Consider the following 12,541-nt stretch of genomic DNA (forward strand, 5'->3'; position numbering starts at 1 on the left):
TATGGCTGGTGCAGAGATGGAGCAAACTAAAATTCTAGACGATGAGAATGTGCAAACGATGCAGTAGATTGATGCCGTACAGCGGGGGAGAACTGTCGGAGTAGGTAAGAATCCGCTGGTCAACAGCGATGGCTGGTGCCCAAGTGGTAAAAAGTGGCGTGAAGGCAACAGCAAAGAACACCGGCACCTCAAGCGACAAGCTCTTAAGTGAAGAGACAGGCTCCAGTTTTTCAAAGGACAGTGCTGTCGTGCAGCAATCATCTGTCTCAGCTTCCTGAGGGTCAGTCTCTTGACAGCAACCATCCATTTCTTCTAGTACGGCCGACGATTTCAAGCCAGTCATCAGACAAAGCTGCTCACTTAAGGCCACGCCAAAGGAGCCCAGCAAAATGCTTAGGGTCAGCAGCAATGTAACCGTATGGCGGATGGTCTGATTCACAGCACAAATATACGAACAAACTCCCCACTTTCACTACAAACTTTATCCACTCCCGGGATATCGCCCCACTTTATACCACATTCTCCACTTTGTCCCACTTTTGCTGAAAACACACCGTAGCCGGTGTTAGGTATACCTGTTTTAAGGGTTAAATAATTGATTTATAGCCATTTAAAATATATGCCCTCTCGTATATTAGTAAACAGGCATATTTTATGCAAATAAACTTATCCGCAAAATGAAGGTCCGAAATGTGGATAATGTGGATAAGTGGGGTGGATAACCGTAATTTATCCACAAAGTGGTAAAAAGTGGGAGATTGTGGTTGCGGTGTTTTGGTGAATCGTTACATTTGTATACTCCGAAAACTATACGGATATAACTGTCACAATCCATGAACTTCCTGTCTGGCGAATACGAATGCAAGATTGATCCGAAGGGAAGGTTGGTTTTACCTGCAAAGATAAAAACCAACTTGCCGGAGGCGTCTGGCAATCATGTCGTTCTGACGAGAGGCTTCGAACCTTGCCTCGTGCTCTACCCGAAATCGGAGTGGAAGACGATCTACGACAAGGTGGCGGGTCTGAACGAGTTTAACGAGGAGTATCGCCAGTTTCAGCGCAACTTCTTTCGTGGCAACACGGAGATCGAGCTGGATGGCACCGGCCGCTTCATTGTGCCCCGCACCATGGCCCGCTTCGCCGATCTGGAGAAGGAGGCGATTGTGGTAGGCTTAGGAAACCGTGTCGAGATCTGGAATCCGGACAAATACGAGGACTTCCTGATCAAGGACCAGCAGAGTTTCTCGCAACTGGCCGAGAAGTTTTTAGGAGATAAACCGGCGGAAGCGCCTTTAATTTAATGGAGTACCACAGACCGGTCATGCTGCAGGAATGCATAGACGCACTGGCGATTAAGCCGGATGGCGTGTATGTGGATGTGACGTTTGGAGGCGGTGGTCACTCTAAGGTAATCGCCAGCAAGTTGACAACCGGTCAGCTTTACTCGTTTGACCAAGACCGCGACGCAGAGGAACAATCGAAGAAGATTGACAACCCGGCTTTCACCTTTGTGCGCGCCAACTTTAGGGATTTGAAAAAGTACCTGCGCCTATATCGTGTGAAAGAAGTGGACGGCATACTTGCTGATTTAGGCGTGTCGTCTCACCAGTTCAATGAAGCTGAACGCGGTTTCTCGACCCGCTTCGACGGACCGCTGGACATGCGCATGGACTCGGATTCGGGTATACCGGCGAGCGAGGTGGTAAACACCTACAGTCAGGAACAGTTGCACAAGATCTTCGGCATTTACGGCGAAGTGAAAAACGCCAAGACGCTGGCCGGCGTGATCGTGTCACAACGGGCACTCAACCCGATCGAAACGATCGGAGAGTTTAAGCAAGCAATCAGCTCCTGCACCCCGCGAGGGAAGGAGAACAAATATCTGGCGCAGGTTTTTCAGGCGCTGCGCATAGAGGTAAACGACGAGCTGAAGGCGCTCGAGGAAATGCTGGAGCAAGCGGCCGAGGTACTCAAGCCCGGCGGACGATTGGTAGTGATGTCTTACCACTCACTTGAAGACCGGCTGGTGAAGAACTTTATCGCCAAGGGCAAGTTTTTCGGGGAAGTGGAAAAGGACCTTTTCGGGAACGAGAAAAAACCGCTCGACGCCGTTAACCGCAAGCCGATCGTGCCCTCCGAACAAGAGTTGCTCGAGAACAGTCGCTCACGCAGCGCCAAACTAAGAATCGCAGAGAAGAGATAGCGAATGCAGAAATAGAATAAACAACAGTGTAGTAACCTAAACTTAACTATGGCTCCTAACCTTATGACTAAGACAGCTGCCGCGCCCAAAGGCAACACGCTGCGCGTGAAGCCAGAGGAAGAGGCAAAGCCGGAGGTAAAGGCTAAAAAGAAAGGGTTCAGCCTGTTCAAGTGGCTGGATAAATACACCAACGTTGATTTTCTGTTTCAGGAAGGGGTGCCAACCCGTTTTCTGCCGCACGTACTTTTCATGACAGGGATTACCCTGTTTTACATCGGCAACACGCACTACGCCGAGAAGACCATTCGCAAAATTGCTAAGATCAAAGTAGAGACAGAAGACCTCCGGGCGGATTATACCACCCTGAAGTCGGATTATATGGGCGCCAGCAAGCAGTCTGAAGTGGCACGCAACGTGGCACCGCTGGGCCTAGTTGAAAGTTCATCTCCACCTTATCAAGTTGAAGTTGCGGAAGATGAATATTAAGAAGGAAATCGTACTGCGTGTGCGGATCGTGTTTTTGCTCGTCTGCCTCTTTGCGTGTGCTATCGTGTACAAGATCGTGCAGATACAGGTGCTGGACGGAACCAAGTGGAAGCAGATCTCGAAAGAGCGCCGCATTCGCTATCAGCCGGTGCCGGCTACCCGTGGCAGTATCTACTCCGACAACGAGAGTATTCTAGCCACGTCACTGCCGTTTTACCGTGTGGCCTTTGACCCGACCATCGCGCAGGCGGAAGCTTTTAACGGAGGTATAGATTCGCTGGCCATGTTGCTGTCTCGCTTTTACAAAGACCAGTCACCGGAGCATTATCGTCGCAAGATCAAGAATGCGCGGCACGCCGGCAGAAGGTATATCCGACTGAACAGCCGCCAGATCAACTATCAGGAGAAGAAGCTGATGGCGAGTTGGCCGATCTTCCGATCTGGTAAGAATAAAGGCGGCGTGATCTTCGAGAAAGTGGAGAAGCGCTTTAAGCCTTTCGGTATGCTGGCTGAGCGTACCATCGGTTTTATCAACGAAGACAAGAACGGTGCTGGTTTGGAGTACAGCTTCAACGGCGATTTGGCGGGCACCGATGGGGAGGCCCTTTTTGAGCGTATAGCGGGCGGTAACAAACCGATTTACGACGGCACGGAAGTGGCCCCGCAGAACGGCTACGACATCAAAACCACCATCGACATCAACCTGCAGGACGTGGCGGAGAACGCGCTCTACAAAGCTTTGGTGGAGAAGAACGCTGACTACGGTTGCGTGATCCTGATGGAGGTGAAGACAGGTGAGATCAAGGCGATGGCCAACTTGGGTAGAACCAAGGGAGGTTACATCGAAGACTATAACTATGCGGTTGGTAACCAAGGACGTACAGAGCCGGGCTCTACTTTCAAACTAGCTTCCATGCTGGCTTTGTTTGAGCATACAGGCCTTGATTTGACCGATTCAATAGATACTGGTAACGGTACCTATCGCATTAAGAATACGACCATGACTGACGTAAAAATCGGCGGTTACGGCAAGATTACCACGCAGGAGGTATTCGAGAAATCGTCTAACATCGGGGTGGCGAAACTGATACAGGAGAACTTTGGTGACAATCAGCAGGCTTTTGTGGACTATCTGCACAAGTTCGGTTTGAGCAGCACGCTAGGATTTCAGATGGATGGCGAAGCAAGGCCTTATATTAAGAACACAAGCGATAAAACTTGGTATGGCACCACACTTACCTCCATGTCGATTGGCTACGAGATGAAGTTGGCCCCGCTGCAGACATTGGCGCTTTACAATGCCGTGGCGAACAATGGCGTGAAGGTGCAGCCGATCATCGTGAAGGAGATCCGTCGCGCCGATCAGGTAATCCAGACCTTCCAAACGCGGGTGCTAAACGAGCGAATCGCTTCGGAAGAAACTATTAAGAAGGTACGTGCCATGCTGGAAGGCGTGGTGCAAAACGGTACCGCCAAGAACATCAAGAGTGCCGACTATAAAGTGGCTGGCAAAACCGGAACAGCCCGCAAGGTAAAGGACGGTAAGTACGTGAAGCTTTACTCGACTTCGTTTGCAGGCTATTTCCCGGCAGACAACCCGAAGTATAGCTGCATTGTCATCATCGACAGCCCGAGAGGGGTGAATGTGTATGGTGGCGATGTGGCCGCGCCGGTGTTTAAGGAAGTAGCTGACAAGGCTTATGCCCGCGACTTGGCGATGCACCAGCCGTTGCGTGCCCGCGTGGTACCGAACAAAGACAGCCTGCCACAGGTGAAAGCTGGCAGCTTCGATGACCTGAGCCTGATTCTGAATAAGATCGGTGTCAGCAATCACTCTACGGCGACCAATGACGACGAGTGGGTGCGCGTGACGCCGCAAATGCGCTCGCTGAAGTTTGAGCCAAACCCGGTAAGAGGCGGTCAGGTACCTGACGTGACCGGTATGACATTGCGCGACGCACTGTTCATTCTGGGCAATCAGCACCTGAAAGTGAGTGTGGAAGGCATGGGCAAGCGTGTACAGAAACAGTCTGTGCAGCCGGGAACTGAAATTAATAAAGAAACTAAAATTACGATTGTACTGAGCTAATGCAGCTATTGCAGGACATATTGAAAGACGTTACCGTGCTGGAAAGCCACGGCCCGCTGGATGTGCAGGTTGAGTCGATTACGTTCGACTCACGTCAGGTACAGCAAGGGGTGCTGTTCGTGGCCATGCGCGGCGTGCAGGTGGACGGACACGACTTCATGGCGAAAGCCGCGGAGGCGAAGGCCGTTGCCATTGTTTGCGAAGAATTACCAGCAGAACTGGCCGAAGGTGTTACTTATATCAAAGTAAAAAACAGCGGTCAGGCCTTGGGCTTGATGGCTTCTGCGTTTTACGGCCATCCGTCCCGCAAACTGAAGTTGGTGGGCGTGACGGGTACCAACGGCAAAACCACTTCGGTGACCTTGCTGCACAAGCTGTTCCGTGAACTGGGCTACCACGTGGGCATGATTTCCACGGTGCAAAATCAGATCGACGAGGAGGTGATCCCGTCGACGCATACCACGCCTGATGCCGTGTCGCTGAATGCGCTGTTGGATAAGATGGTGAAGGCGGGTTGCGCCTATGCTTTTATGGAAGTGAGTTCACATGCCATGGTGCAGCAGCGTGTGGCAGGTATAAACTTTGCAGGCGGCGTGTTCACCAACATCACCCACGACCACCTCGACTACCACGGAACCTTCGACGAGTACATCAAAGCCAAGAAATCTTTCTTCGACATGTTACCGGCTGGTGCCTTCGCTTTGATTAACGCCGATGACAAACGCGGTCCGGTAATGGTGCAGAATACCAAAGCGGACGTGCGCTATTTCTCGCTGCGCAAAGTAACTGACTTTAAGGCCCGCCTGATCGAAAACACGCTGCAGGGTTTGCATCTGGAGATAGACGGTCACGAGATCTGGGCGAAATTGATCGGAGCATTCAACGCTTACAACCTGTTGGGTGCGTATGGGGTGGCGGTGTTGCTGGAAGAAGATCCAATGGAAGCGCTGACAGTGCTTTCGAGTCTGGATACAGCAGCGGGTCGCTTCGACTACATCGTGTCAGAGACCGAGCAAATTACAGGTATAGTGGACTACGCCCACACGCCGGACGCTTTGGAAAATGTATTGAACACGATTCAGCAAATTCGCACGCCGCTGCAGAAGGTGATAACAGTAGTTGGCTGTGGTGGCAACCGCGATGCGACTAAGCGCCCGGTAATGGCCGACATCGCCTGCCGCCTGAGCGACAAGGTGATTTTGACGTCGGACAATCCGCGTTTCGAAGAACCGCAGGCGATACTGGAGGATATGCAGAAAGGCGTAAAGCCGCTCGACTTCAAAAAGACACTGAGTGTGTTGGATAGGAGAGAGGCGATTCGCACGGCCTGTATGCTGGCCGGCAAGGACGATATCATTTTAGTGGCGGGCAAAGGCCATGAAACTTATCAGGAGATAAAGGGAATAAAGTACCCTTTCGACGATAAACAAGTGCTGCAGGAAGCCCTGCAACAGCTTGGTAAATAAGCTATAAAACAAAGAAAAACAGGAACAGACGATAGATTAAATGCTCTACCATCTCTTTACATACCTTGACCGTGAATACGACCTTTTGGGGGCGGGTGTATTCCAGTACATCTCGTTCAGGGCGGGTATGGCAACGCTGACATCCTTGCTGATCGCAATGATGTTTGGCGGACGACTGATTAAAATACTGCAGCGCAAACAAGTAGGCGAAAGCATTCGCGACCTTGGCCTGGAAGGCCAGATGGAGAAGAAAGGCACGCCAACTATGGGCGGTCTGATTATCCTGTTGGCTATACTTGTTCCTACCTTGCTGTTCGCCCGTCTGGACAACATTTACATTCTGTTAATGATCGTTTCGACGGTATGGCTGGGGCTGATTGGTTTTCTGGATGACTACATCAAAGTGTTCAAAAAGAACAAGGAGGGTCTGGCCGGAAAATTTAAGGTACTGGGTCAGATTGGCTTAGGAATTATTGTGGGTTTGACCCTATACTTTAGTGACGATGTTGTCGTAAGACAGTACATTTTCACCGATGGTTCTACTTCTGCCGTGAACGCCACGAGCAAATGGGTGGACATCAAATCCATGATTACAACCATTCCTTTCCGCAAAAATAACGAGCTCGATTACTGCAATCTGTTCTCTTTCGCGGGTCCGCTTTTCGCAGACTGGTCGTGCTACCTGTACATCCCGTTCGTGATTCTGGTGATCACGGCCGTGTCCAACGGCGCCAACATCACCGACGGCATCGACGGTTTGGCGGCAGGTACTTCGGCTATTATCGGCCTGACACTGGCGATCTTTGCGTGGGTATCGGGTAACACCATTTTCGCGGACTATCTCGATATCATGTTTATCCCGAACTCGGGAGAGCTGACCATTTTTGCCTTGGCCTTTGTAGGAGCCTGTGTAGGTTTCCTGTGGTATAACTCTTATCCGGCCCAAGTGTTTATGGGTGATACAGGTAGTTTGGCGATAGGCGGTATTATAGCAGTAATGGCCCTTATTGTGCGCAAAGAATTGCTGATACCTATCCTGTGCGGCATTTTCCTGATCGAGAACCTGTCGGTCATGCTGCAGGTGAGTTACTTCAAGTATACGAGAAAGAAATACGGGGAAGGCCGACGCATCTTCAAGATGTCGCCGCTGCACCACCACTACCAAAAGAACGGCTACCACGAGTCCAAGATCGTTTCGCGCTTCTGGATTGTGGGTATCATGCTGGCGATTTTGACATTGGCAACCCTGAAACTACGATAACGAGCATGAAACTAGCGATACTCGGAGCGGGAGAAAGTGGCGTAGGGGCAGCATTGCTGGCCAAGGCGAAGGGGCTTGATGTGTTCGTGTCCGACATGGGGCAGATCAAGGAGGTATACAAAGCCAAGCTGGCAACAGCGGCTATACCTTACGAAGAGGGCACCCATACCTTTGAGCGCATACTGGAGGCCAACGAGATCATCAAAAGCCCGGGTATACCGGACAAGGCGGCCATCATTCAGGAGGCGATCAAAAAAGGAATACCGGTAATATCGGAGATTGAGTTTGCCGGCAGGTATACCGACGCGAAGTTCATCTGCATCACGGGCACCAACGGCAAGACCACGACGACTTTGCTGACTTACCACTTGCTAAAGAGCGCAGGTATAAACGTGGGGCTGGCGGGTAACATCGGTGAGAGCTTGGCCGAGAAAGTGATTGACAACAAGCACGAGTACTATGTGGTGGAGCTGAGTAGTTTTCAGCTCGACAACATGTACCAGTTCAAAGCACATATTGGAGTACTGTTAAATATTACGCCAGACCACCTAGACCGGTATGGCTATGACATGAACAAGTACGCCGCCTCAAAGTTGCGCATCGCGCAGAACATGAGCGGCGCGGACTATTTTATCTTAAACAACGATGATGATATTATCCGTAATGCGTTCGATTCTGCGTCTTTTGGCGGAACCACAGTCCCATTCTCGCTCCAAGCAACGGAAGGTGCGAAAGTACTATGTGAAGGAACACATGTTAAAATAAACATTAAGTTCTTCGAGGGCGACATCGACGCGTCGCGCTCTGCCCTGATCGGTAAACACAACCAGTACAACACGATGGCCGCAGTGGCGGTCGCCAAGCTGATGGGCGTGGAAGACAGCCAGATTGAAAAGGGGCTGGAGACTTTCGAGAATGCTGAGCACCGTTTGCAGGTGATCACGGTGTCAAGGGAAGTCACCTACATCAACGACTCGAAAGCGACCAACGTGGAAGCGGTGTACTATGCCTTAGAAGGTATAAAGCAGCCGATCATCTGGATTGCGGGCGGCGTGGACAAGGGCAACGACTACAGCGTGCTGACCGAGCTGGCCAAGGAGAAAGTAAAAGTGCTGGTTTGTCTGGGTAAGGACAACGACAAGCTGAAAGAGGCCTTCGGGCGTATTGTGCCGGTAGTGGTGGAAACTACTTCCATGGAGTACGCGGTGCGCATGGGCAAATTGCTTTCCACGCCGGGCGATGTGGTGCTGTTGTCACCGGCCTGCGCGAGTTTCGATTTGTTCAACAATTACGAGCACCGGGGGCAGCGTTTCAGAGAGGCCGTGGAGAAGATAGTTTTAAGAAAGTAAGTTTTTAATTTTTAGCCAAGGGTAATATGATCAAGCAGTGGTTGCAGCGGAACCTGAAAGGGGACGCGGTGCTTTGGGGCATCGTGCTGATGTTCTCGCTTATCAGCATGGCAGTCGTGTATTCGGCTACCGGTACCTTGGCGTACAAGCAAAAGGACGGCAACACGGAGTACTTCCTGTTCAAGCACTCTTCGCTGATTTTCATTGGTCTGGCCTTTATGTGGCTGGCCCACAAGATCGATTACCGTTACTATTCCCGACTGTCGCTGGTGGCGCTAATTCTGTCAGTGCCCCTATTGCTCTATACCTTCTTCTTCGGTTCGAACATCAACGAAGCGTCCCGCTGGATTACCATCCCAGTGATTAACCAGACCTTCCAGCCTTCGGATTTGGCGAAACTGGCGCTGATATCCTACTTGGCCAGTATGCTTTCGAAGAAACAGAACCTCTTCGATGACTGGAAGCGCAACTTGCTACCGATCTTCGCCTGGACAGGTTTCATCTGCGCCTTGATCGCTTTGACGAACACCTCCACAGCGGTGTTGCTTTTCCTGACAAGCCTGTTGCTGATGTTCATCGGACGTGTGCCGATGAAATCGCTGGCCGTTTTTGTGATAGCAGGTGCCATGCTAGGTGGAGTTGGTCTGGGAGCCGGTCAGCGTCTGGGTACGGCGATCAGCAGGGTAGAGGCATTCTTTGACGAATCCGAAACCGCTTTCCAGCTCGAGCAGTCCTACATCGCGATCGCTACTGGCGGCGTGGTGGGTAAAGGTCCGGGCAACAGTGACCAGCGCGATATTCTGCCGCACCCTTACTCAGACTTTATTTATGCGATCATACTGGAGGAATACGGTTTACTGGGCGGCGCCTTGGTGCTGTTCCTATACCTTGCCTTGCTCTACCGTGGACTGGTCACGGTCACAAAGAGCAACGGAGCCTTCGGAGGCTTGCTGGCAGCCGGTCTTAGTTTCAGTTTGGTGCTGCAGGGCATGATTAATATGGGCGTAGCCGTAGGGCTTGGTCCGATTACGGGTCTGCCGTTGCCGCTCTTGAGTATGGGGGGAACCTCCCTGATCTTTACTGGTATTTCCATCGGGATTATTCTGAGTGTGAGCCGTACCGTGAAGGCTGAGGAAACATTGGGTGCAACCGCTAAAGTGACTGCCAATGCCTAAGCCGCAACGTCCATATCGTTTCATCATCAGCGGTGGCGGCACCGGCGGGCACATATATCCGGCCATTGCCATTGCCAACCAGATCAAGATGGTGCACCCTGACGCGGAGATCCTGTTTGTGGGGGCGATCGGGCGCATGGAAATGACACGGGTGCCGGAAGCGGGGTATAAGATCGTTGGTCTCTGGATCAGCGGACTGCAGCGCCGCCTCACACTGGACAACCTCTCTTTCCCTTGGAAAGTGATCTCCAGTATCCGGATGTCGAACAAGATTATACGCGATTTCAAGCCGGATGCCGTGGTGGGTGTGGGCGGCTATGCCAGCGGTCCGCTATTGTATGCTGCGACATCCAAAGGTATACCGGCACTGATACAGGAGCAAAATTCCTATGCCGGCATCACCAACAAGCTGTTGGCAAAGCGGGTGCAGAAGATCTGTGTGGCTTACAACAACATGGACGCCTTCTTTCCGGCCGAAAAGCTGGTGATGACGGGCAACCCGGTTCGCAAGGACATCATGGAGCTTGAGGGCAAACGCCGCGAGGCCTTGCTGCACTTTGGATTGACCTCCGAAAAGAAAACGATACTGGTGATAGGCGGAAGCCTAGGTGCCAGAACCATCAACCAAAGTATAGCCGCTGGACTGCAGCAGATCGCAGACGCTGGCTATCAACTGATCTGGCAGACGGGCAGGGCATATTACCCGCAGGCGCAGGAACTGGAGAAACCGTTTGCCGACGCAGGTATACGCGCCTTCGATTTCATCCGACAGATGGATCTGGCCTACGCCGCCGCCGATGTGGTGGTATCCAGAGCCGGAGCGCTCTCGATTTCGGAGCTGTGTCTGGCCGGTAAGCCAAGCATACTGGTGCCTTCGCCGAACGTGGCCGAAGACCACCAGACCAAAAACGCCATGTCGCTGGTGCAGGAGCAGGCCGCCCTGTTGGTGCGCGATGCTGAAGCGCAGCAACAGCTTATACCTGCCGCCTTGGAGCTGGCCGGTAACGAGGCAGAGCAGCAGCGTCTGACGCAAAACATACTGAAACTGGCGCGGCCAAATGCCGCTGTCGATATTGTAAACGAACTGTTTAAGTTGATCAAGTGAGACTGGAAGACTATAGCTATATCTATTTCCTAGGCATCGGCGGCATCGGCATGAGTGCCATCGCCCGCTGGTTCAATGCCCGGGGGCTTCCGGTATGGGGCTACGACAAAACGCGCACCCCACTCACCGAGGCACTGGAGCAGGAGGGCATCCGGGTGCATTATGAAGATGATGTAAACCAGCTGCCAAAAGAAGTACTAGAAAACAAGACGGCTACTTTGGTGGTGCTCACGCCGGCTATACCTGCTGAGCATACCGAATGGGCCTACCTGAAAGAGCAGGGCTATACTATCAAGAAGCGTTCGGAGGTGTTGGGCATTATCACAGGTTCAGCCTATACCGTGGCTGTGGCCGGTACACACGGCAAGACAACGACTTCCTCCATCGTGACGCATTTGCTGCACGAAGGCGGCGTGGACTGCTCTGCCTTTTTGGGAGGTATAGCGACCAACCTGAACTCGAACCTTTTGATCGGTAGCGGAACGGCTGAGCAGGAGACGATTGTGGTGGAAGCCGACGAGTACGACCGTTCTTTCCTGACGCTCTACCCGGACATCGCCATCGTGACTTCGGCTGATCCCGATCACTTGGATATTTATGGCGACAAAGAGGAACTGATCAGGACCTTTCAGAAGTTCATCAGTCAAGTGAAACCCGGCGGCTATCTGATTTTGCACAGCGCCATTGATCCGCGGTTACTTGAAAAAGTGCAGGACGGTGTTAAGGTGATTCGCTACAGCTTGAACGAAGGTGGCGGTCATGTACAACAGCTTGAAATACAGGGGTACAGCTTCTGTTTTGATGCCGAAACACCCTTCGGTAACATAGGTCGTTTGGTGCTCGCTTTACCCGGATATCACAATGTAGAGAATGCGCTGGCTGCCCTGATAGCGGGTCAGATCATGGGGGTGTCAGAAGATAAACTGCGTGAGGCACTGGCAACTTACAGAGGCGTGAAGCGCCGCTTTGAAATCGTGTATGAGGGGCAGGGCAAGATATACATTGATGACTATGCGCATCACCCGAAAGAGATCGACGCGTTCATGACATCTTTGCGTGCCATTTACCCGGACAAAAAGCTGACTGTGGTGTTTCAGCCTCATTTATTTAGCCGCACGCGTGACTTTGCAACCGAGTTTGCACAGAGTTTGAGCGCTGCGGATGAACTTATACTACTGGACATTTACCCAGCACGGGAAAAGCCAATTGAAGGTGTAACTTCAGAAATGATTTTGGGTTTGGTAGAAGGTCCAAAAAAACAACTTTTGCACAAAGAGGACGTGGCGGCTTATTTAGCTGAAAACGCTGATTTTGAGGTGCTGGCGACTGTAGGAGCCGGAGATATCGATACATTAGTGAAGCCTATAAAAAATATTTTAGAAAATAACTGAAATGGGCTTGAATAGT

General features: G+C 51.7%; 11 protein-coding genes. 10 read left to right on the top strand and 1 reads right to left on the bottom strand.

What is annotated here, in order from left to right; genetic code table 11:
• Window positions 1–34 precede the first annotated feature (34 nt).
• On the bottom strand, window positions 35–409 hold the full coding sequence (locus Q1A04_RS14270) for a hypothetical protein (protein ID WP_299707260.1): 375 nt from the start codon (window positions 407–409) through the stop codon (window positions 35–37).
• A 424-nt stretch (window positions 410–833) separates the two neighbouring features.
• Between Q1A04_RS14270 and mraZ the strand changes: the two genes are divergently transcribed.
• From mraZ to murC, 10 genes are all read left to right on the top strand, one after another.
• Complete coding sequence (mraZ, locus tag Q1A04_RS14275) at window positions 834–1,301, top strand: division/cell wall cluster transcriptional repressor MraZ (protein ID WP_299707263.1); 468 nt, start codon at window positions 834–836, stop codon at window positions 1,299–1,301.
• The gene (rsmH, locus tag Q1A04_RS14280; RefSeq protein WP_299707266.1) at window positions 1,301–2,203 is read left to right on the top strand and encodes a 16S rRNA (cytosine(1402)-N(4))-methyltransferase RsmH; all 903 of its coding nucleotides are present in this window, start codon (window positions 1,301–1,303) and stop codon (window positions 2,201–2,203) included. Before mraZ ends, rsmH begins: the two co-directional genes overlap by 1 nt.
• 63 nt (window positions 2,204–2,266) lie before the next feature.
• On the top strand, window positions 2,267–2,689 hold the full coding sequence (locus Q1A04_RS14285) for an FtsL-like putative cell division protein (RefSeq protein WP_299707270.1): 423 nt from the start codon (window positions 2,267–2,269) through the stop codon (window positions 2,687–2,689).
• Window positions 2,679–4,778, top strand: a complete 2,100-nt coding sequence (locus Q1A04_RS14290) for a penicillin-binding protein (protein ID WP_299707273.1) — start codon at window positions 2,679–2,681, stop codon at window positions 4,776–4,778. The genes Q1A04_RS14285 and Q1A04_RS14290 overlap by 11 nt, the downstream gene beginning before the upstream one ends.
• Window positions 4,778–6,244 (top strand): UDP-N-acetylmuramoyl-L-alanyl-D-glutamate--2,6-diaminopimelate ligase, encoded by a 1,467-nt coding sequence (locus Q1A04_RS14295; RefSeq protein WP_299707276.1) that lies wholly within the window; start codon window positions 4,778–4,780, stop codon window positions 6,242–6,244. Before Q1A04_RS14290 ends, Q1A04_RS14295 begins: the two co-directional genes overlap by 1 nt.
• Window positions 6,245–6,284: 40 nt before the next feature.
• Window positions 6,285–7,505 (top strand): phospho-N-acetylmuramoyl-pentapeptide-transferase, encoded by a 1,221-nt coding sequence (mraY, locus tag Q1A04_RS14300; RefSeq protein ID WP_299707279.1) that lies wholly within the window; start codon window positions 6,285–6,287, stop codon window positions 7,503–7,505.
• A 5-nt stretch (window positions 7,506–7,510) separates the two neighbouring features.
• Window positions 7,511–8,854: a UDP-N-acetylmuramoyl-L-alanine--D-glutamate ligase gene (gene murD / locus Q1A04_RS14305; protein ID WP_299707282.1), complete on the top strand. Its 1,344-nt coding sequence runs from the start codon at window positions 7,511–7,513 to the stop codon at window positions 8,852–8,854.
• A gap of 26 nt (window positions 8,855–8,880) precedes the next feature.
• Window positions 8,881–10,029, top strand: coding sequence for an FtsW/RodA/SpoVE family cell cycle protein (locus Q1A04_RS14310; protein ID WP_299707285.1), 1,149 nt, complete (start codon window positions 8,881–8,883; stop codon window positions 10,027–10,029).
• Window positions 10,022–11,134, top strand: a complete 1,113-nt coding sequence (gene murG, locus Q1A04_RS14315) for an undecaprenyldiphospho-muramoylpentapeptide beta-N-acetylglucosaminyltransferase (protein WP_299707289.1) — start codon at window positions 10,022–10,024, stop codon at window positions 11,132–11,134. Before Q1A04_RS14310 ends, murG begins: the two co-directional genes overlap by 8 nt.
• Window positions 11,131–12,525 (top strand): UDP-N-acetylmuramate--L-alanine ligase, encoded by a 1,395-nt coding sequence (gene murC / locus Q1A04_RS14320; RefSeq protein WP_299707292.1) that lies wholly within the window; start codon window positions 11,131–11,133, stop codon window positions 12,523–12,525. The genes murG and murC overlap by 4 nt, the downstream gene beginning before the upstream one ends.
• Window positions 12,526–12,541: the final 16 nt, after the last annotated feature.

It is taken from the genome of uncultured Pontibacter sp., from assembly GCF_947499215.1.
In the GTDB taxonomy this organism is placed as follows: domain Bacteria; phylum Bacteroidota; class Bacteroidia; order Cytophagales; family Hymenobacteraceae; genus Pontibacter.

Excerpts from the sequence above, each read along its gene's own strand:
- murG (WP_299707289.1), top strand. The coding sequence starts at position 10,022 with ATGCCTAAGCCGCAACGTCCATATCGTTTCATCATCAGCGGTGGCGGC.
- rsmH (WP_299707266.1), top strand. The coding sequence starts at position 1,301 with ATGGAGTACCACAGACCGGTCATGCTGCAGGAATGCATAGACGCACTG.
- mraZ (WP_299707263.1), top strand. The coding sequence starts at position 834 with ATGAACTTCCTGTCTGGCGAATACGAATGCAAGATTGATCCGAAGGGA.
- Q1A04_RS14285 (WP_299707270.1), top strand. The coding sequence starts at position 2,267 with ATGACTAAGACAGCTGCCGCGCCCAAAGGCAACACGCTGCGCGTGAAG.
- mraY (WP_299707279.1), top strand. The coding sequence starts at position 6,285 with ATGCTCTACCATCTCTTTACATACCTTGACCGTGAATACGACCTTTTG.
- Q1A04_RS14310 (WP_299707285.1), top strand. The coding sequence starts at position 8,881 with ATGATCAAGCAGTGGTTGCAGCGGAACCTGAAAGGGGACGCGGTGCTT.
- Q1A04_RS14290 (WP_299707273.1), top strand. The coding sequence starts at position 2,679 with ATGAATATTAAGAAGGAAATCGTACTGCGTGTGCGGATCGTGTTTTTG.
- murD (WP_299707282.1), top strand. The coding sequence starts at position 7,511 with ATGAAACTAGCGATACTCGGAGCGGGAGAAAGTGGCGTAGGGGCAGCA.
- Q1A04_RS14295 (WP_299707276.1), top strand. The coding sequence starts at position 4,778 with ATGCAGCTATTGCAGGACATATTGAAAGACGTTACCGTGCTGGAAAGC.